21 protein-coding genes and 1 CRISPR repeat array are annotated in these 18,822 nt (G+C 47.8%); of the genes, 7 read left to right on the top strand and 14 right to left on the bottom strand.

Translation table 11 applies throughout. From position 1 onward, the window contains the following. Positions 1-667: 667 nt before the first annotated feature. Genes thiD through proS form a run of 4 tightly spaced genes read right to left on the bottom strand, consistent with a single transcriptional unit; the run spans position 668 to position 4,264 of the window. Positions 668-1,429, bottom strand: coding sequence for a bifunctional hydroxymethylpyrimidine kinase/phosphomethylpyrimidine kinase (gene thiD / locus MTCT_RS02685; protein ID WP_048175405.1), 762 nt, complete (start codon positions 1,427-1,429; stop codon positions 668-670). Between the two features lie 13 nt (positions 1,430-1,442). Then, positions 1,443-2,114, bottom strand: a complete 672-nt coding sequence (gene cofC / locus MTCT_RS02680) for a 2-phospho-L-lactate guanylyltransferase (RefSeq protein WP_048175404.1) — start codon at positions 2,112-2,114, stop codon at positions 1,443-1,445. Beyond that, positions 2,111-2,812: a hypothetical protein gene (locus MTCT_RS02675; protein WP_048175403.1), complete on the bottom strand. Its 702-nt coding sequence runs from the start codon at positions 2,810-2,812 to the stop codon at positions 2,111-2,113. Before MTCT_RS02675 ends, cofC begins: the two co-directional genes overlap by 4 nt. Before the next feature lie 54 nt (positions 2,813-2,866). Beyond that, on the bottom strand, positions 2,867-4,264 hold the full coding sequence (proS, locus tag MTCT_RS02670; RefSeq protein ID WP_048175402.1) for a proline--tRNA ligase: 1,398 nt from the start codon (positions 4,262-4,264) through the stop codon (positions 2,867-2,869). 132 nt (positions 4,265-4,396) lie between these two features. Between proS and MTCT_RS02665 the strand changes: the two genes are divergently transcribed. From MTCT_RS02665 to rpiA, 3 genes are read left to right on the top strand one after another with little or no spacing between them, the layout of a single operon-like run. Continuing rightward, positions 4,397-5,440: an NAD(P)-dependent glycerol-1-phosphate dehydrogenase gene (locus tag MTCT_RS02665; protein WP_048175401.1), complete on the top strand. Its 1,044-nt coding sequence runs from the start codon at positions 4,397-4,399 to the stop codon at positions 5,438-5,440. Beyond that, positions 5,441-5,884 carry a UPF0179 family protein gene (locus MTCT_RS02660; protein ID WP_048175400.1) on the top strand — a complete coding sequence of 148 codons (444 nt, stop codon included), beginning with the start codon at positions 5,441-5,443 and terminating at the stop codon, positions 5,882-5,884. 13 nt (positions 5,885-5,897) lie between these two features. Then, positions 5,898-6,566, top strand: a complete 669-nt coding sequence (rpiA, locus tag MTCT_RS02655) for a ribose-5-phosphate isomerase RpiA (protein WP_048175399.1) — start codon at positions 5,898-5,900, stop codon at positions 6,564-6,566. Positions 6,567-6,641: 75 nt separating this feature from the next. Here the strand turns inward: rpiA and MTCT_RS02650 are convergent, their stop codons facing one another. The 4 genes from MTCT_RS02650 to MTCT_RS02635 form a co-directional block, all read right to left on the bottom strand. After that, complete coding sequence (locus MTCT_RS02650; RefSeq protein ID WP_048175398.1) at positions 6,642-6,848, bottom strand: hypothetical protein; 207 nt, start codon at positions 6,846-6,848, stop codon at positions 6,642-6,644. A 689-nt stretch (positions 6,849-7,537) separates the two neighbouring features. Then, positions 7,538-10,553: a CRISPR direct-repeat array (repeat unit 30 nt; unit sequence GTTAAAATCAGACCAAAATGGGATTGAAAT). Positions 10,554-10,718: 165 nt separating this feature from the next. Beyond that, positions 10,719-11,525, bottom strand: coding sequence for a metal ABC transporter permease (locus tag MTCT_RS02645; RefSeq protein ID WP_048175397.1), 807 nt, complete (start codon positions 11,523-11,525; stop codon positions 10,719-10,721). 94 nt (positions 11,526-11,619) lie between these two features. Continuing rightward, positions 11,620-12,366 (bottom strand): metal ABC transporter ATP-binding protein, encoded by a 747-nt coding sequence (locus MTCT_RS02640; RefSeq protein ID WP_333473167.1) that lies wholly within the window; start codon positions 12,364-12,366, stop codon positions 11,620-11,622. 42 nt (positions 12,367-12,408) lie between these two features. Further along, entirely contained in the window at positions 12,409-13,296 is an 888-nt protein-coding gene (locus MTCT_RS02635) for a metal ABC transporter solute-binding protein, Zn/Mn family (RefSeq protein ID WP_048175396.1), read from the bottom strand. Between the two features lie 116 nt (positions 13,297-13,412). Here MTCT_RS02635 and MTCT_RS02630 point away from each other — a divergent pair, with 116 nt between their 5' ends. Then, positions 13,413-13,796, top strand: coding sequence for a CopG family ribbon-helix-helix protein (locus MTCT_RS02630; protein WP_048175395.1), 384 nt, complete (start codon positions 13,413-13,415; stop codon positions 13,794-13,796). Between the two features lie 70 nt (positions 13,797-13,866). On the opposite strand, the gene cobM is transcribed toward MTCT_RS02630, so the two are convergent. From cobM to MTCT_RS02600, 6 genes are all read right to left on the bottom strand, one after another. Beyond that, positions 13,867-14,601: a precorrin-4 C(11)-methyltransferase gene (gene cobM / locus MTCT_RS02625; protein ID WP_048175394.1), complete on the bottom strand. Its 735-nt coding sequence runs from the start codon at positions 14,599-14,601 to the stop codon at positions 13,867-13,869. A gap of 63 nt (positions 14,602-14,664) precedes the next feature. After that, complete coding sequence (locus tag MTCT_RS02620) at positions 14,665-15,540, bottom strand: DUF166 domain-containing protein (RefSeq protein ID WP_048176551.1); 876 nt, start codon at positions 15,538-15,540, stop codon at positions 14,665-14,667. 10 nt (positions 15,541-15,550) lie between these two features. Continuing rightward, a complete protein-coding gene (locus MTCT_RS02615; protein WP_048175393.1) occupies positions 15,551-15,796 on the bottom strand; it encodes a TIGR00304 family protein in 246 nt (81 codons plus the stop codon). Positions 15,797-15,866: 70 nt separating this feature from the next. Continuing rightward, the gene (locus MTCT_RS02610; protein WP_048175392.1) at positions 15,867-16,301 is read right to left on the bottom strand and encodes a methyl-coenzyme M reductase family protein; all 435 of its coding nucleotides are present in this window, start codon (positions 16,299-16,301) and stop codon (positions 15,867-15,869) included. A 211-nt stretch (positions 16,302-16,512) separates the two neighbouring features. Beyond that, the gene (locus MTCT_RS02605) at positions 16,513-16,731 is read right to left on the bottom strand and encodes a hypothetical protein (protein WP_048175391.1); all 219 of its coding nucleotides are present in this window, start codon (positions 16,729-16,731) and stop codon (positions 16,513-16,515) included. Between the two features lie 92 nt (positions 16,732-16,823). Next, the gene (locus MTCT_RS02600; protein WP_231855345.1) at positions 16,824-17,267 is read right to left on the bottom strand and encodes a methyl-coenzyme M reductase family protein; all 444 of its coding nucleotides are present in this window, start codon (positions 17,265-17,267) and stop codon (positions 16,824-16,826) included. A 57-nt stretch (positions 17,268-17,324) separates the two neighbouring features. Between MTCT_RS02600 and MTCT_RS02595 the strand changes: the two genes are divergently transcribed. The 3 genes from MTCT_RS02595 to MTCT_RS02585 all read left to right on the top strand — a co-directional run bounded on the left by MTCT_RS02595 (position 17,325) and on the right by MTCT_RS02585 (position 18,820). Continuing rightward, positions 17,325-17,762 carry a hypothetical protein gene (locus tag MTCT_RS02595; RefSeq protein WP_048175389.1) on the top strand — a complete coding sequence of 146 codons (438 nt, stop codon included), beginning with the start codon at positions 17,325-17,327 and terminating at the stop codon, positions 17,760-17,762. A gap of 12 nt (positions 17,763-17,774) precedes the next feature. Then, a complete protein-coding gene (locus MTCT_RS02590; protein WP_231855344.1) occupies positions 17,775-18,296 on the top strand; it encodes a hypothetical protein in 522 nt (173 codons plus the stop codon). 146 nt (positions 18,297-18,442) lie between these two features. After that, on the top strand, positions 18,443-18,820 hold the full coding sequence (locus MTCT_RS02585; RefSeq protein WP_048060853.1) for a roadblock/LC7 domain-containing protein: 378 nt from the start codon (positions 18,443-18,445) through the stop codon (positions 18,818-18,820). Positions 18,821-18,822: the final 2 nt, after the last annotated feature.

The raw sequence follows: 18,822 nt of genomic DNA, 5'->3' as shown, positions 1-18,822 counted from the left end.
ATTCGTTGTGTAGTAGTTCATTCTTTATAATATTTTCTATTCTATTTTTGTTACTATTCTAAATTTAATCCAATATTAATTAATATAAATATAGATATAACTATGAATATTAAATTTTTTCCGCGATTTTAAGTTTTATCGCTGCTTAGCGATGTTATAACGGTTTTCAAGATTGTTTTTTATGGTTTTATATGTCTTATGGGGATTTTTGAGGTAATATTTACCTTTTTCATGTTTTGCAGTATCATCTGTTACCACCGTTTTTCCTTATGATGGTAGCTTTCTGTCCATGTTCTGGCATGCTGTAACATATGAACTGTATTTTCTTCTGTTTTATTATGGACGTATCGCATTTTGAGATTTATCAGCTTTAGAACGTTATTGGTGAATTTATCAGCATGTACTTCCGCTGCTGGTTTTTTGTAGTTCATCTGCTTATTATTTTGTCTCTATACTCTCTCTATACTCTCTCTATACTCTCCCATAGATAGAGACTGCATCCCGCTACATATAACAAACAAAGAACTGGAGCAACCAGTATGATGGTCATGGAACGTAAATTACTGGATTAGAATGCAAAAAATCTTCAGCATACATTCTATAATCAAATAAGAGAAACATGATCCGGTAAGGCCGGAATAAAATCAGAATTTTTTCAGGTAATGGATTACTCAGGGTACCGGCTGTGCATCCAGAACTGATTGAGGGTACCGTGGTGCCCGTGCCTTATGGCCTCCATCACAAAGCTGTCGGCCATCCTCAGGGCCTCCCCCAGGTCAAGTCCCCTCTCAAGGTAGGCTGCCGTTGCAGCTGAGAAGGAGCATCCACTCCCATGGGTATTCCGGCTATCAAGAAGTTCCCCCTCAAGAACCTCCACATCACCGTCGATCTGGATCACACTCCTCCCGCCAAGGTGACCCCCCGTGATTATGACATCGCAGAGTTCACCTATGACCCTGGCAGCCCTGATTGCATCATTCACGCTCCCTATGGGGACATCTGAGAGCCTCTCTGCCTCAGCGACATTGGGTGTCACGATCAGGGCCTCAGGGAGGAGGTGCCTCCTCAGTGCCCTCACAAGGTTCCCCTCTGAGAGTTCACCCCCGGATGCAGCCACCATGACCGGGTCAACAATCACCCTCAGATCGTACTCACGCACCTTCTCTGCAACGGCCTCGACTATCTCTGCACTGTAGAGCATTCCTGTCTTTGCATGAATAACTGGAAGGTCCTCCATCACAAGGTCAAGCTGTTCCTCCACAAATCCGGGGGGTACCGGCATTATGCCGGAGACCCTCCCCACGTTCTGGGCTGTCAGGGCGGTTATGACGCCTGCACCGTACACCCCCAGGGCAGAGAAGGTCTTTATATCTGCAAGTATACCCGCCCCTCCTGATGGGTCGAAGCCTGCGATTGAGAGTGCCAGCATGATTTCACCTCCTTCAGGGTGACCTTGAAACCTCCAGCCTGTCCGAACCCCGGGAGGGTTTAACTGTGAAGCGGAGTTTTCTGAGGTACTCCCTTGCGTGGGTCCCCTCACCGTGGAGTATTATCTCACCGAGGTCCTCCGCAGTGTTTACATCGAGGGATAGGTAGAATGAGTCATACACCGATACGCTGAGTCCCTTCTCCCTGGCCTCACGTATGTGTTCAAAGAAGCTGCAGTCACCGAACCTGAGACTCATTGCAGAGGGCCTTAATATGAGGGTGTTTGTCCCGCCACCCTTCGCCGGCGCTATAACAACATCTGAACGGGATGCATGGTCCAGGAGGTTGCTGACGTCTGCTTTCCCTATCAGTGGTATGTCTGAGGGGGTTATGATCACCCTGTCAAATTCCGGGGCGCAGAAGTCCATTGCCTGTTCAAGGGCACCGTTGAGGTCCCTCTCACCCTCCTCCTCAAGTATTTTAAGTCCAAGGCTGTAGGCGTATTCCAGGACATCCTCATCTGCACTTATAACCAGGACCCTGTCCACGTGTCTGGCGAGGGCCCCCGATACATCCATGAGCATGGCCTTCAGCAGTCCCTCCCTCTCTGATGGTGAAAGGGTGGGTGAGAGCCTGGTCTTTGCATGTGTGAATCGTGAGACAGGTATTATGGCGCATGTCTTCATGGTATCGCTCCAAACCTGTTTTTAAGGCCCTCGAGCATGGAGAAAATCTTGAATGGGCTCTGGCTCCTGTTAAGAAGTGAACTGTTGAGGTTCACCTCATTTAACTGGTCCTCTGTGAGCCCATATTCTGATGCAAGTTCAGATTTAACAGCTGTTATGTTGTCCCTGAGCTGGTAGAACCTCATATCCCTCCCCTTCACCGTGGCGTAGACCTCTCCCCGGTATATGTTGAGGTCGTCTCCCCTTGCAAGGACCCAGATCATTAGCTGTGTCCTGAAGGCCTCCTGGGGGTTTTCAGGGTTTGATGATGAGATCACATCCTGCATGAGTGAAGGTACCGTCCCTGCCGGTTCAAGGTCAAAACCTTTCATGGTCCTCCTCTCGGGTTCCAGGGAGTATGCGAGGACCTCTGCAGATGACTCCGGTGCCACCTCAGCGTCTTCTGCTGTCACCAGGTCTCCTGATGTTTCAGATCTGAGGATGGTCCCTGTTTTAACCCGTACCGGTCTCTGACCGGGGTTCTTAACCTCAATGGTGTGGGGCACCTCACCGGCGCTGCTCTTCTGGGTGATCTCCACGTTGCCCTCATGGTAGGCTGTTTCAAGGTCGGGGCCGCCCATGGTGACGTACCCGAGAAGTCCGCTGAGGAATGCGAACAGGAATATTGTTCCGATGACCAGGATTATTCTTCCTTTCATTCAATCTCCCATCTCATATGATGTACCGTGACCCGGAATTATTTTATTCATCATCTAGTATGTTCTGGCAAGGTAAGCCCTGTAGGGGGCCTCGCGGCCACAGTTTATGCAGGTTCCGCTTCCTCCCTCCTGTATTCCCAGGATGTCCACGCGGACCTTCTCCTCAACGTCCATACCGCATTCCTCTTCACCGCACCACATGAATGATATGATACCCCTCTTTTCATCTATTATCCTTGAGGCCTCCTCGAGGGTCTCAGCCTCCCGGATCTCTGACTCCATCCTCTCCCATGCCCCTGTTCTGAGGTTTTCCAGGATGTCGTCCATGAGTTCCCTGAGGGTTTCCTCAATGCCCTGGAGGTCGGCGGTTACCTTCTCACCTGTATCCCTCCGTGATATCACGGCCGCGCCCTTTTCAAGGTCCCTTGGCCCGATCTCGACCCTCAGAGGTACTCCGCGCATCTCCCACTCATAGTACTTCCTTCCTGCCCTGATGTCACGGTCATCAAGGTGCACCCTGAAGCCGGCTGCCTCAAGCCTGGATCTGAGATCCCTGCAGGCCTCCATAACCTCCTCCGCGGCCTTCTTGAATATTATGGGCACTATCACCACCTGGTGGGCTGCCACCTCAGGGGGGAGGCAGAGCCCGGATTCGTCACCGTGGATGGCTATCACCGAGGCTATGACCCTGTCGGATAGTCCGTAGCATGTCTGGTGGACGTATTCATGGTCCCCATCAGGGGTTTCAAATTTTATCTCGAAGGTCCTCGCGAAGGTCTGGCCGAGGTTGTGGACGGTTCCTATCTGGAGGGTCTTACCATCGGGCATGAGGGTGTCGAAGGCAACAGTGTACTCTGACCCCGGGAATTTGTCCCATGGCGGTCTCCTGGTTATCAGGTAGGGGATCCCAAGGGAGTCAAAGAATTCTTTATAGATCTCCACGGCCCTTTCAACCTGCTCCTCTGCTTCAGAGGCAGTCGCATGTATGGTATGGGCCTCCTTGAAGGTTGTTATCTCACGGACCCTTATCAGGGGCCTCGTGTGTTTTGTTTCATACCTGAAGGTGTTGACCACCTGGTAGAACCTCATGGGGAGGTCCGTGTGTGACCTGACCCAGAGGGCGAACATGGGGTACATCACGGTTTCACTTGTGGGCCTCAGGGCAAGTTTTCTCTGGAGCTGGCTGAGGCCACCGTGGGTCACCCAGTAGACCTCGTCCTCGAATCCCTTTACGTGTATGGCCTCCTTTGCCAGTTCATCCTCCGGTACGAGAAGCGGGAACAGTACCTCTTCATGGTCCCTGTCAAGTATCCTCCTGAGGATTTTCAGGGTATTCTTCCTTATCATGAATCCGTGGGGCATCCAGACGTGCATGCCCTTAACGGGGTACCTCTGATCGATAATTTCGGCTTCCTCTAAAATGTTATGGAACCATTCACTGAACTCTGTCATTTTTTCACCATGATAACGGTTAGGCTCTTTTTTGATAGGTTTCTGCAAAAATATATTTTTCCCTGGAGATAAACACTAATCAAAAATTATTTTATTACTCCTACTTAAAATATACTCCATTAGAGGGTTAACATGGATCCAAGGAAAATTCAGCTACCAAGGGAGATATACACAGGGCCAGGTGTTATCGAGGACACAGGGAGGATATGCAGGGACCTGAGATTTGAGGGCAGGGCCATGGTTGTAACCGGACCAAGGACCCTTCAGATTGCAGGGGAGGCTGCCATTGAGAGCCTCCAGGCCGAGGGATTTGAGGTTGACCAGGTAACCGTCGATGATGCCACCATGGCATCTGTGAGGAATGTCCAGGATGGCCTTGACGGCGTTTCGGTTGTCCTTGGGGTTGGGGGAGGTAAGGTCATAGATGTTGCGAAGATGTCCGCCACCCTTGAGGGCCTCCATTTCATAAGTGTCCCGACTGCAGCATCCCATGATGGCATAGCATCTCCACGGGCATCCATAAGGAATGGCGAGGGTACAGCATCCCTTGAGGCTTCATCACCAATAGGTGTAATAGCTGATACCGAGATAATAAGCAGGGCACCATTCAGGCTTCTGGCATCTGGCTGCGCCGACATAATATCGAATTACACGGCCATAATGGACTGGAAACTTGCCCACAGGCTCCTCAATGAGAGGTACAGTGAATCTGCAGCGGCCCTTTCCCTGATGACAGCCAAGATGATAATAAAGTCTGCCGACGCAATAAAGGAGGGCCTTGAGGAGAGCGCCAGGCTGGCAGTCAAATCCCTCATAAGCAGCGGCATAGCCATAAGTATAGCCGGGAGCAGCCGACCCGCCAGTGGCTCTGAGCACAAGTTCAGCCACGCCCTTGACATGATAGCACCCAAACCGGCCCTTCACGGTGAACAGTGCGGTGTGGGAACCATAATGATGATGCACCTCCATGGTGGGGACTGGCAGTTCATAAGGGACGCCCTTGCCCGTATAAACGCCCCCACGACTGCAGCTGAGCTTGGTATAGATCCTGAGTACATCATTGAGGCCCTCACGATGGCCCACACCATCCGGAAGGAACGCTACACCATCCTTGGAGACAGGGGTTTAACCCGTGAAGCCGCCGAAAGGCTTGCAAAGATAACGGAAGTGATATGATTGATAACTCTTATCGGTGAAAAACTTGCCAGGAAGGGGTCAACGTTCCTCTTCTGTGGACCGGCTGAGGAGTGCAGAGACTGCAGGTTCCAGCCGACATGTATAGCACCCCTTGAGGAGGGGAGAGTCTACCGCATCAATGAGGTTAAGGACAGGTACCAGAGGTGCCCCATACACCTCGGTGAGAGGGTACGCGTAGTTGATGTTGAGAAGGCCAATATAGAGGCCCTCATAGACTCCAAGAGGGCCTTTGAGGGTTCAGTGATCTCCTTTGAGTTCCCTGACTGTGATGTTGAGTGCAGTATGAGGGACCTCTGCTTCCCGGAGGGTGTCATGGAGGGTGACAGGTGCAGGATTGTAAAAAATCTGGGAAAACCTGGAAAACAGTGCCCTGCAGGGAATGAACTGAGAAAGGTCCTTTTAAGACCTCTGGATAAAAAATGAGATGGAGGTATTTATGAATCTCAAGAAGATGGCTGCTTTGAGGGCGGTTGACGAAATAGGTGATGGGGATGTTGTAGGTCTTGGAACAGGTTCAACAACCCATTACTTCATAGAGGAGCTTGGAAGACGTGTCAGGGAGGAGGGACTGGAGGTTATGGGTGTACCTACATCCTACCAGTCAATGTTCCTTGCAGCGGAGTCAGGAATAAAGGTTACAAGCCTTGCTGAGCATGATGTTGATGTGGCTGTTGACGGTGCAGATGAGGTTGACCCGGACCTCAACCTTATAAAGGGTGGTGGGGCTGCCCACACCCTTGAGAAGATAGTTGACTCATCTGCCGGGAGTTTCATAGTTATTGTGGACGAATCAAAGCTTGTTGAAAGACTGGGTGCCTTTCCACTACCTGTTGAGGTCATACCTGCAGCCTGCAGACCTGTGAAGCTCAAACTCGAGTCAATGGGGGCTTCAGTGGATATAAGGTCCTCTGAGGGCAAGGACGGTCCTGTTGTTACTGATAATGGTAACTTTGTCCTTGACGCGGCCTTTGGTGTTATTGATGATCCCGGAGCCATGGAGTCCCGGCTGAATAACATACCAGGTGTTGTTGAGAACGGCATATTCGCTGGAATTGCAGATATGGTTATAGCAGGTACCTCTGAGGGTCTTAAGATTCTCAGGTGACCTTTACTGTTTTTAAGGCTGTGCTGGGAAGGCAGTTGATACCACCATATCCATTTTGCACTGTTTTTAAGGTGATCAGAGGGTTATGGTCACGATATGTGCAAGTGGTATTATGACAGTGGTGGTGGTTTTACCACCCCTTAATTTTAATTCAAGGCTAATGTAATCTGTTTCCACCCTTTTAACCTCACCATAATATGTTTTACCGGTTATGAGGGTTATGCTGAGGTAATCACCGATCGCCGATTTAAGTGTATCCCTGAGGTCAGATCCGCACTTCATGTTCTAGTGTTCTGCACCATCTTTAATGTATTTATTGGCTTGTCTGAAATCATGTTCTTTTCATGAATTAAGGAGAGGGGTGTTCTCTGGTTTCCTTATTCAGTACTTGCCGCTTCAAGTCTATGGGAAATGGCATAATTTGTAGATGTTATGAAGTGGTGAGGCCTTTCCATAGTATTACTGATTGGGGGGACTCATCCATGGACCTTCAATTTAAATTCATCAGGTTCGCTCAAAAAACAAATTTAAAAGCTTATTATGTTGAATAACATGACCAGTTTACTAATAAACAATATAAAAGGTACATAGACTAATTTTTAATATTCTATCACACTAAAAAATCTTAAAATTCAATTTAAGTTCATTAAATAATTTATAGGCTCAACCGGAGCCCTCTGGTAGAGTCGTTTATGAGCCATTTTTCAGCCTCTTATTATAATAACCTAATGTTATTTTAAGCTTCTTTAAGGATTAGAGGTTTTAATATCAACTTAACAATCTTTTATCCTGTCAAAATTCTTTTTAGATTACTTTAAATAGTTTAAATCTCTTATTTTCCTGATTTTAAGGCCTTCTGTTAAGTCGTCTATCCATATAAATGGAGTGCATTATCAGGGATCGACAAATTTATATGTCTGAAAGGAGAAATTTCAGAGCGATAGAGGCCAAATAAAGAAAAAATCCGCCATGTTAAAATCAGACCAAAATGGGATTGAAATCATAATGCACTTCCTCATTCTCTATCGCTGTGAGGGTTAAAATCAGACCAAAATGGGATTGAAATCTAAGAACACCAAAGGAAAACACCACTGAGGGTTAAAATCAGACCAAAATGGGATTGAAATTTGGCTGCGGAGTTCCGGTACCGGGCGGGTGACCGGCTGGCCAGTTAAAATCAGACCAAAATGGGATTGAAATATCGTAGTGAAACACAGCAAAGAACTAAAACAGTTAAAATCAGACCAAAATGGGATTGAAATGTTAGTGGTCACTCTCCCAATGCATATAACATAAGTTAAAATCAGACCAAAATGGGATTGAAATATTCTTGTAGAGTCTGTGAACAGTCCTGGTGACCTTGTTAAAATCAGACCAAAATGGGATTGAAATGGTGGAAGTCAAATGGAAGTCAAATGGAAGTCACCAGGTTAAAATCAGACCAAAATGGGATTGAAATAATTCATATCTATCCTCTTCCTCACACTCCCAAAGTTAAAATCAGACCAAAATGGGATTGAAATATGTTGAAAATTTTGGGCTGAAAATCACGTGTAGTTAAAATCAGACCAAAATGGGATTGAAATTTGTCACGACTTTAACCTGTTCTGTTGATAAACAGATGAATGCGTTAAAATCAGACCAAAATGGGATTGAAATGAGCTCTCCTACGTGGTCCATGGCCTCATCGAAGGAGGTTAAAATCAGACCAAAATGGGATTGAAATACAACAGTAGGGAGCCTGGAAGCCTGATGACCGGAGTTAAAATCAGACCAAAATGGGATTGAAATTCTGTCTCACCTCTTTTTTGTTAGGGGTTCAGGTGTTTGTTAAAATCAGACCAAAATGGGATTGAAATATTAGTGGCAGCCCGATTAACTCTCTGATAATCATATGTTAAAATCAGACCAAAATGGGATTGAAATTGATGGCGCGGGGGTGGCTGAGCTCGGGGTAGGTTAAAATCAGACCAAAATGGGATTGAAATTGGGGAGAGGGGTGATGATGAGCAGGCGACGCAGGTTAAAATCAGACCAAAATGGGATTGAAATCCTCACCGACCCCTTGAGGCGGGTGATCTTATTCTCAGTTAAAATCAGACCAAAATGGGATTGAAATAAGGAAGACATTAGGGAAGTTATCGACAGAGTGATTGTTAAAATCAGACCAAAATGGGATTGAAATAGAAAAAAAGAAACGAGAACGAGAAAAAAAAAGAAAAGAGTTAAAATCAGACCAAAATGGGATTGAAATCGATGTGGGCGAGGTAATGGTCGTATGCCTCCCTGGTTAAAATCAGACCAAAATGGGATTGAAATGCAAGAACAAGGAGTGTCAGGAGCGCTGCAAGCACGAGTTAAAATCAGACCAAAATGGGATTGAAATTGTACTTGACGGCGGCTGCGGCTTTGCGGAGTTCTCGTTAAAATCAGACCAAAATGGGATTGAAATTGTGAAGTCGTAGAGATCGAATGGTGGGTCTGTGAAGGTTAAAATCAGACCAAAATGGGATTGAAATTAAAGTCTGCAAAAGATGTGGGCGCCCTATACGGGTTAAAATCAGACCAAAATGGGATTGAAATGGGACACAGTGATCGATGAGAACATCGGGGCCACCTGTTAAAATCAGACCAAAATGGGATTGAAATGGTAGACGAGCGGGGTCTCGTCAGGGTTCAGGGTTAAAATCAGACCAAAATGGGATTGAAATTTCCCTTCCAGGACTTGCGGACGTTCCCCACCTCCCGTTAAAATCAGACCAAAATGGGATTGAAATATACATGGGACTCACTCCCAACCTTCAATTTCATCACAGAGAGTTAAAATCAGACCAAAATGGGATTGAAATTGAAGTATTTGAATTCAATTTTTAGTTTTCTGTTTGGTTAAAATCAGACCAAAATGGGATTGAAATTGTCAGCGTAGACTTTCCCTGGTGCTCCGTCCAGGAAGTTAAAATCAGACCAAAATGGGATTGAAATTGTCAGCGTAGACTTTCCCTGGTGCTCCGTCCAGGAAGTTAAAATCAGACCAAAATGGGATTGAAATGTCAATAAAGAAAAAGGATTCTATAGAGTCGATAGTTAAAATCAGACCAAAATGGGATTGAAATGTGAAGCTGGCCACAGTCCTGAAATGGTGCATCATAGGTTAAAATCAGACCAAAATGGGATTGAAATGAATGAGAAAGAAATGAGAGGATCACTCCTCCCTCCTGTTAAAATCAGACCAAAATGGGATTGAAATCAGTGTCAGTCACCAAGATCCTCGAAAGAAAAGTGTTAAAATCAGACCAAAATGGGATTGAAATTGAACAGTACGTGGAGGAAGGGGATATTATTCTCGAGTTAAAATCAGACCAAAATGGGATTGAAATGAGCGTATAGGAGGGAAATAAGGAATGGTGTACCATGTTAAAATCAGACCAAAATGGGATTGAAATTCGCGGGTGGAGAAGAACCAGGCAGGGTGTTAAAATCAGACAAAAATGGGATTGAAATTGACAAAACACGTGTTCAAAGTAGAGGAGGGCCGGGTTAAAATCAGACCAAAATGGGATTGAAATACTACAAGGGACAGGAAAGTTTTATATCCCTGATGTGTTAAAATCAGACCAAAATGGGATTGAAATGATCATATCTTTTGTAGTGATTTTTTCCTTCTTCTATAGTTAAAATCAGACCAAAATGGGATTGAAATGCTGGTCGGTAGCTTAATGCGTATTTATATAACTCTATTTCGTATCTGTGTTAAAATCAGACCAAAATGGGATTGAAATATCTGATACATTTCATTAGCGATTTTAATGTATTCTGTTAAAATCAGACCAAAATGGGATTGAAATTATGGCCAAGACACCAATCAATCATGAGTTTATCCATAGTTAAAATCAGACCAAAATGGGATTGAAATTCTTCCACTACGTTGACGAGTTGGTCGGTTAGTGCGGGTTAAAATCAGACCAAAATGGGATTGAAATTATTGCATATTTGATCAGAGGATGGGTTGAATGTTAGAAATTTTAGTTGCTTTCCTGTTTATCATAGCCTACGTCTTAATTATTTCCTGCATAATGGGTATGATGATTGAATACATCAAGAAAAAAAGAGGTCTTAGATGATCATCCCCTTAAGGCCGATCAGTTCATGTAATCAAAAACGTCTTTTTATTAACTGAACAGCACCAAAGAGGGCTGTGAGGACCAGCACTATAACTGCACCTGAAGATACGTTGAATATATATGAGATCCAGAGGCCTGCGAGGGCCGTGATTATACCTATAGCAGATGCCTTAACCATTATATCAGCCATATCTGAACTGAAATCCTTTGCAAGTGCTGCAGGGATCGTTAGGAGGGCCATCACAAGTATTATCCCGGCGGCCTTTATGAGAACCACAACGCTTATGGCAACAAGGACAAGGAGGTACAGGTAGAAGGCGTCGACAGGGACACCCAGAACCTCGGCGTACTCCTCATCAAAACAGATGGCAACGAACTCCCTGTTGAACAGGAGGGCACTTGATATTATGATGAGGTCAAGCACCAGCATGGTCCAGAGGTCCCCGTTGTCTACCATGAGTATGTTACCGAAGAGGTAGCTGAAGAGGTCCGGTGCATAGCCCGGGCTGAGGTTTATGAACAGTATACCCAGGGCCATCCCTGCGGACCAGAGCACCCCTATTGCAGTGTCCTCACTTATACGGGTCCTCCGTGTCACTGCACCCATCGTAAGGGCTGCAGCCACCGTGAAGGGTATGGCGGATGTGACCGGGTTCACCCCGAGGAGGTAGCCGAGGCCCACGCCACCAAAGGCTGCATGGGATATGCCGCCACTTATTGACACTATCCTCTTTGTTACAACGTAGCTCCCAACTGTACCGCAGGCTATACTTACAAGTATGGCTGCGACAGCAGCGTTCCTCATGAACTGGTACTGCAGCAACTCCAGCAAGCCCATCACTCCTTTATTGGATCGTTCACGTCATAAGGATTCAGTATCTGTGATTCAGCTGATGTTGTCATCTTCTCATTGTACTCACAGATGCCGGGGATTATTCATCTGGATGTTCTTCAAGAACTCTATGGGGTATTCCATGTGCAAGTAACTCCACGGGACATCCGTAAGCATCATCAATGCATTTAAGGGCCTCCTCAACGGTTCCATGCACGAAAAGCCGGTGGTTGAGGCAGGCAACACTGTCCACATGCCGGGCCACGGTTCCTATGTCATGGGACACTATAACTATGGTCATTTCACCCCTCAGCTCATCGATTATCCTGTAGAACGAACCCCTGAATGCAGGGTCTACGCTTGCTGTTGGTTCATCAAGCAGCAGGAGGTCCGGTTCCCTTACGAGGGCCCTTGCAAGGAATACCCTCTGGAGTTCCCCGCCTGAGAGTTCGCCTATCTTCCGGTCCCTGTATTCCAGCATTCCGACCATTTCAAGGGCCCTGAGGGCCTTTTTTCTGTCATCATCTGTGGGTGCCTCGAATCTCCTGTAGGTTCCAATCAGAACCGTCTGGAGGACGTCGATGGGGAAGTCGGTTTCAAAGTGGCTCCTCTGGGGGAGGTAGCCAATCCTTGACCTCGCCTCCTCTGGCTTCATTCCAAGAACCCTGACTCTCCCTCTGCTTGGTTTGATCTGTCCTGTTACGAGTTTGAGGAGGGTTGTTTTACCGCCACCGTTTGGTCCGATAACTGCAAGTAGTTCACCCACTGGTACCCTGAAGTTTATGTTCCTGAGTATCTCCCTGCCATTGATACAGTAGCTCAGATCCTCCATTTCAATGGCGAACACCTTCACCTCCTCCGGTTAAGCCCTTTGCCCCATGTGAACATCTCATTCCCTCCTGAGGGCCTCTGCTATCGCCTCAATGTTTTTCATGTAGTTTCCACCGAGGGGATCCACCACAACGACCTCTGCGCCTATCTCACTGGCAATCAGCTCGGCGTTCTTTCTGCTGAACTGGGGTGATACCAGTATGACCCTCACACCACCTTTTCTGGCCTCCTGGATTATCATGGAGAGTGTTCCTGGTCCCGGTTCCTTCCCCTCTCTCTCAATCGCCACCTGTTTTAATCCGTAGTCCCTGCAGAAGTAACCCCATGCGGGATGGTAAACAAGGATGCTCTCTCCTCTCCTCTTTTCAAGGGCCTTCCTGATCCTGAAGTCGAGGCCCCTGAGCTTTTCAGTGTAGAGGCCTGCGTTTTTCTGGTAGTATCTGCTGCCAGGGGGGTCGATTTCCTGCAGGCCCCTCAGGGTGTTGTTAACCATTATCATGGCGTTCCTGGGGGATGTCCATACGTGGGGGTCATAGGGGCTTTCGGCTGCATGATGGTCTTCTCCCTGGTTTGGGATTAATTCTATACCCCGTGAGGTGTTTATTATCCTCATCCGGGGGTTCATGCTCATTATCTTGTTGAGGTAGTGGTTTTCGAACTCGATTCCTGATCCCACTATGAAGTAGGCCCTGGCCTCTGAAACCTTCCTGAGGGTTTCGGGTTCTGGCTCATAGGTGTGTGGGTCGGCCCCCTCAGGTACGAGGACAACCACCTCTGCACGGTCACCGGCGATGGCCTCCACGAATTCCTTCTGGGGCATTATGGTCACAGCGACTGTGATGTTATCTCCACTGCTCCAGGGTGATGTTGTGGATGTTATGAGGTACATGGCGGCCACCGAGACGATTGTTATAACTGCGATTAGACCTGGCTTCCACCTCTCCATCCAACCACCCTGTTAAGTTATGTCCACGCCACCATATAATAATTGTTAATATAGACGATAAAATTTAATAAATTTTAACATAAAATATATAAACATTTATTAAGATAGGATCTTCCATGGTGGTTGTCAGTGTTTCACTCAGCGAAAAGCTCCTGGAGGAGATAGACGCCCTGAGGGATGAGATGGGATTCTCAGGGAGGTCAGACGTAATAAGGGTAGCTGCAAGGATGCTTATAGATGAGAAAAGGAATCTGAGAGAATTTAATGGTGAAATAAATGCTGTGCTATTCCTCATCCACCCGAGGAGGGTGGAGGATCTGGTCACTAAAATAAAGCACGACTATGAGGATATAATAGGCACCCAGCTCCACAGCCACCTCAAGGATGGGAACTGCCTCGAGCTCTTCATAATTGAGGGTGAATCCGTAAGGGTCAGGGAACTTGCAGAGAGATTCCTTGCCTGCGGTAAAATGAAACACATAAAGCTTGTTACCTTCTGATGTGATCTGTCAGGATTATTCAGCTTTTTTGAGCATATAAGGCCTTCAACTTCTGATCTAAAGGGAGATTTCAGGGCCGGTATTCATGGCTGAATCCGGCGTCATAGAGCTTCGATGCTTTGAAGTCTCCTGGTTCAAGCACCCTTCCTACAATGATCATGGCTGTCTTGCTTATACCCGCAGCCCTCACCCTTTCAGCTATATCAGAGAGTGTACCCCTCACAACCTCCTCATCCGGCCAGGATGCCCTCTTAACAACGGCCACGGGAGTATCCGGCGGGTAGTGGGTCATGAGTTTTTCTGCAACATCCCCTATCATATGAACACCCAGGAAGATGCACATGGTTGACCCGTGGACTGCAAGCTCCTCAAGATCCTCACCTGGAGGTACCGGTGTCCTTCCAGCGGGCCTTGTGATTATGACAGTCTGGGAGACCTCAGGGAGGGTCAGCTCAGTGTTCAGTGCGGCTGCAGCTGCAAAGACAGAACTCACACCTGGTATGATGGTGTAGGGTATGCTGTTTTTCTCAAGAACCCTTATCTGTTCCTTTATGGCCCCGTAGATTGAGGGGTCACCGGTGTGAACCCTTGCAACGGTCTTACCGGCCCTGCAGGCCTCCACCATTATATCTGTTATCTCCTCCAGGTCCATGTGTGCACTGTTGTGGACCTCCGCATCTTCAGGCGCATATTCAAGTATATCCCGGTTTACAAGTGAACCTGCGTATATTACAACATCAGCCCTTCTGAGGGCGCGCACAGCCTTCAGTGTTATGAGTTCAGGGTCGCCTGGCCCTGCCCCCATGAATATGACACTTCCTGTTTTATTATCTGGAGTTTCCTTTCCACTCAGATTATCATCTCCTGATTATCTTTTTCCAGGGCCCATCATTTTTATGGCCCCTGAGGGACATTCCCTCATGCACTTCTCACAGGCACCGCAGGAGAATGGGTCAACCTCTGCGGTCACACCCCTCCTTATCGTCCCCATGGATAACCTCACGAGGGGGCAGACATCCATGCATATGAATCCGCATTCAGCTCCCCTGCAGACCTCAGGATCAACCTCTGCATGGGCACCCGGCACCCCTGCGGCCCTCTTGAAGGCCTCCCTTGTGAGGTAACCTGCCACATGCAGATGCGTATCCCCGAAGCGTGGATCCACCTCCATGGATGCCAGGCAGGGGTAGTTGTGGAATTTCTCCCCTGCAGCCACGTCCACCTCATCCAGCGGGACACCCCTTATGTTCTCTGCAACATAGAAGGTGGAGCCGCAGGGTGCGCTTCTTTTAACCTTCACCGACACCACCCTGTCATTTCCCTCCATTTCAACTTCAGGTTTACCGAACCTGGATGCGAAGGCATCGATGTGTGGGTCCCCGACGGGTTCAAGGGAACAGAAGGGTGTGGGAAAGATCGCACAATCCACCAGGGAGTCTATCTCTGATCTCAGACCATCAGGTAGCTGGCCGGGGGCATGTGATTCCACTATGATACCTCCTGACCCTGATTCAGCTGCTATCTCAGCTGCAACAAGGTTCAGGTCACCCCCAAGTCCAGCTGCAACTGTTAGATCTGCATCAGGGGTCCTGGACGGTAGGAGGGATGATGGGTCATCGAGGAAATCCCCGCCCTCCCCTGTGTAGTCGAAGACGGCCACAATCTGCGGGGCGAGGCCGTGAACTGCCATGGTGTTGACCACCCTGGCACCGTAATTCCCTGCGGTTACCATTATGATCCTCATCATGATACCTCTACCTGTAGAAGAGGAGATAGGCCACGACCATGAGGATCAGTGCCAGGACCACGCCGGTTATTGCCATGTTCCTGTCGCTTCCAAAGATTATGGGTATGGGGCCTATCATGACAACGCCGGCGGTCTTCACCTCACCCTTATCCTTTGACTGGGAGCCAGCTGTTATGGCCCCTCCGATGAAGGTTAAAAGTATACCCGCTACTATCAGAATTACTCCGGCTGTTATGAAGACTTCTCCTCTCATCTTATCCTCCACAGCATTATCTGTGGGAGGTTGTATTTATTGCTGATGTGTTCACCCACCTTTCAACCTATCAGTCTTCAGTGACTGGAATCCGGTATTCATATTCTCCTTCATGTCTTCTTTCGAGCAGTTCCATTTCAACCATCGTATCGAGGATTCCGTCAGCAGGGATTCCTGTGAGGCTTTCTATTTCATCAGCGGATTTCCAGTCACTCCCTGCAAGCATATGGTGTATCCTGAAGCAGGATAGTATTCTCTCCCCTGCATCCGCCGCAACCACGGGTATCTCAATTTCACCCTTTATCCTTGAGGCCTCACGGGTGACGTTCTCCACTTCATCTTCAGGAACTACGCAGAGGGCTCTCAGCTCATTTCTGAGGAAAAATATTCCTCTTCTAATTGTTAAACTGTCTCTGCGGATCACAAGACCACCAGTATCCTCAATGAACTCCCTGAACTCATTGAATCTGTAATAACCTCCACAGGATACTACTATGCTGTACATGGATCCATGAGTTGTTCATACTTTTATTTAAATTTTTCCTATGAACCCTGAATGGTGTGTGCCGCAGTTCCGGGGGTCTATCTGTTTATGCATAACCAATCCCGCGGCACAGGTGACAGGTATCAGGTAAGGAGATTAATCAGGGATCTGGATATCAGAATAACAGGATATAATGTGCAAAATAAAAAAGAAATTATTGATGGGGTTAGAATCATGGCTTAACGTATTCCAGGGATACGCATTCCCAGGGCTGGGTTTCGGTGTTGATGGTGGCGTAGAGTTCCATATCAGGGTTCCTGAAGAGGTCCTCACAGCTGAAATCAAGGTCATCCGACACCTTAACAGGGTATATACGGCCCCGGTTGCTCCTTACAATTATTTCTCCTTCCCTGCTTATACCTATCACGAGCTGTTTTATTTCATCTGTCATTTCAAGTCCTCCACTATAAGGGTATGGTGAATCCTCTGGATAAGGTTCATGGAGGGGCACTTCATCTTCCTGGTTAGCCTGTTTTAGTCAGTTCATTTCTGTACTGAAAGACGGTACTCGTTCACCCCGTTCCTGCTTCTTACCTCCAGAAGCTCCATCTCCACCATCTCATGGAGAAGTCCCCCATCCACTCCAATTTCATCTTCAGCTGTCCAGGATGCTTCACCTGCAAGCTGGTCGTAGACCCCCATGAGGGACTCAATCATGTCTCTGGTTTCATCGTCGGTATCAAGGCCCTCCACCTCACCCTTTATTCTGCGGGCTGTTTCAGTGAGGGCATCCTCATCGCAGCGGGGAATTATGCAGAGAACCCTGACCTCGTTTCTCAGGAAATACTGACCGCGGTGGACACTGAATGTGTCCCTCTGTATTATGATACCGCCTGCATCCTCAATGAACTCCTCAAGTTCATGGAAGTTGTGGGGGCCTCCAGTGAAGACCACGAGGGAGTACATGTTACACTCTATGTAGATCAACCTATAATACACCAGCGTTAGTAATATTTATATAATAAAATTTATTAATAAATTTCCATGGATTCAGAAGGTGTTGTGACAGCAGATACAGTAACCTGGCTCTTCTTCACACTCCTGCTGGCATCAGTGATGGTATCGATTGCCGGTGCAAGGCTTGAAGGTGTTTACTCAGATGAGAGGCTCCTTGAGATGAGGATACTCCTGGACGATGTGGCAGAGGCCGTTAACCTTGCCACTGCAGGCGGACCGGGTCATGAGGTGGTGGTGGAACTACCAGAGCGCCTCAACCACACTGATGACTACAGGGTGCTGGTCAACTCAAGCGGGGTCTATGGCTGGGCAGACGGCCAGAGGGCCTTCTCCAGCATTTACCCGGTGGTTGTTGCTGATGGTTATGGCAGGACCCTGGTTTACCTTGAACCCGGTGGGAGGTACTCCATCAGGAACACGCCCCGGAATAACCGGACGGTTATCATGATCTCAGGAGCGAGCTGAGGAGGGTGCCAGGTGCATACTTTCATATCTAATAATCCAGGGTCCGGCAGGGGTCAGGCTGCAGCAGAGTACATGATGCTGGCCGGCTTCTCAGTGCTCCTGGCACTGATATTCGCAGGACAGATACAGTTACAGCTTGAACTGATGGAGGCACACTCAGCTGCAAGGACCGGGGCATCTGAGGGAGCCTTCACCGACACCATCGCTGTGTACCCGGGTGTCACCTTTGATGAGTACCAGTCACTGAAGCCGGAACTCCTTGAACCATCCAGTGTGAGGGTTGTGAGGGTTGAACTGATTGAAGATGGCTACAGCAGCACCTATGGGAGGAGAAAATTCCGTCTAAGGGCCTGGCTATCGGGTCCACCCATGAAACCATCCCTGAGGGAGTCCATCTCCGACCGTGTTAACTTCTGCATCAGGAGATCCATCTCAAGGACCTTCGGCACAGAGAACCTCACAAACACCTACCATAACCCTGCCTTTTCAGATCACTATGTGTTCACAACATCAGAGGCCATCTGGGTGCAGTGAGATAACTGAATAGGATATAAGTGACCAGTAACTGAGAGGACAAAATCTAAAGGGATATAAGTGGCCAGTAACATAATTAATCTGTAATACTCCTCACAGGGGTTGCGGCTTATGATAACCGGTCACAGGGTTACTGGGGTGTATTGATGACCAAGACAAAGAAGGAAAAGCTGGATGATGTTCTATCTGCCTTTATGCAGGTGGGTCAGATAAGGGCTGCGGGTATTGTTTCAAAGGAGGGGCTGCTCATAAATGCAAGGACACCTCCGGATGTTGATGCAAGGATATTCTCAGCCCTCTGTTCAACGATAATGGGTGCTGCAGAGGCAGCTTCAGGTCAGATGAACACAGGAACTGTTTCTGAGATAACCGTGAGGACCGAGAAGGGGATAATCATACTCAAACCTGCAGGGGAGAAGGCCATATTCACGGCCCTGGCAGAACCAGAGGCCCAGCTCGGGCTTCTGCTATTTGAGATGGATTCACGTGCAGCACAGGTGGATGAAATCCTCAGGGAGATGTGAAC

Source organism: Methanothermobacter sp. CaT2 (assembly GCF_000828575.1).
Classification (GTDB): Archaea; Methanobacteriota; Methanobacteria; order Methanobacteriales; family Methanothermobacteraceae; genus Methanothermobacter.
The sequence above is the reverse complement of the archived record's forward strand: the minus strand, read 5'-3'. Positions and strand labels throughout refer to the sequence as shown.

Excerpts from the sequence above, each read along its gene's own strand:
- thiD (WP_048175405.1), bottom strand. The coding sequence starts at position 1,429 with ATGCTGGCACTCTCAATCGCAGGCTTCGACCCATCAGGAGGGGCGGGT.
- cofC (WP_048175404.1), bottom strand. The coding sequence starts at position 2,114 with ATGAAGACATGCGCCATAATACCTGTCTCACGATTCACACATGCAAAG.
- MTCT_RS02675 (WP_048175403.1), bottom strand. The coding sequence starts at position 2,812 with ATGAAAGGAAGAATAATCCTGGTCATCGGAACAATATTCCTGTTCGCA.
- proS (WP_048175402.1), bottom strand. The coding sequence starts at position 4,264 with ATGACAGAGTTCAGTGAATGGTTCCATAACATTTTAGAGGAAGCCGAA.
- MTCT_RS02665 (WP_048175401.1), top strand. The coding sequence starts at position 4,397 with ATGGATCCAAGGAAAATTCAGCTACCAAGGGAGATATACACAGGGCCA.
- rpiA (WP_048175399.1), top strand. The coding sequence starts at position 5,898 with ATGAATCTCAAGAAGATGGCTGCTTTGAGGGCGGTTGACGAAATAGGT.
- MTCT_RS02650 (WP_048175398.1), bottom strand. The coding sequence starts at position 6,848 with ATGAAGTGCGGATCTGACCTCAGGGATACACTTAAATCGGCGATCGGT.
- MTCT_RS02645 (WP_048175397.1), bottom strand. The coding sequence starts at position 11,525 with ATGGGCTTGCTGGAGTTGCTGCAGTACCAGTTCATGAGGAACGCTGCT.
- MTCT_RS02635 (WP_048175396.1), bottom strand. The coding sequence starts at position 13,296 with ATGGAGAGGTGGAAGCCAGGTCTAATCGCAGTTATAACAATCGTCTCG.
- MTCT_RS02630 (WP_048175395.1), top strand. The coding sequence starts at position 13,413 with ATGGTGGTTGTCAGTGTTTCACTCAGCGAAAAGCTCCTGGAGGAGATA.
- cobM (WP_048175394.1), bottom strand. The coding sequence starts at position 14,601 with ATGGGGGCAGGGCCAGGCGACCCTGAACTCATAACACTGAAGGCTGTG.
- MTCT_RS02620 (WP_048176551.1), bottom strand. The coding sequence starts at position 15,540 with ATGAGGATCATAATGGTAACCGCAGGGAATTACGGTGCCAGGGTGGTC.
- MTCT_RS02615 (WP_048175393.1), bottom strand. The coding sequence starts at position 15,796 with ATGAGAGGAGAAGTCTTCATAACAGCCGGAGTAATTCTGATAGTAGCG.
- MTCT_RS02610 (WP_048175392.1), bottom strand. The coding sequence starts at position 16,301 with ATGTACAGCATAGTAGTATCCTGTGGAGGTTATTACAGATTCAATGAG.
- MTCT_RS02605 (WP_048175391.1), bottom strand. The coding sequence starts at position 16,731 with ATGACAGATGAAATAAAACAGCTCGTGATAGGTATAAGCAGGGAAGGA.
- MTCT_RS02595 (WP_048175389.1), top strand. The coding sequence starts at position 17,325 with ATGGATTCAGAAGGTGTTGTGACAGCAGATACAGTAACCTGGCTCTTC.
- MTCT_RS02585 (WP_048060853.1), top strand. The coding sequence starts at position 18,443 with ATGACCAAGACAAAGAAGGAAAAGCTGGATGATGTTCTATCTGCCTTT.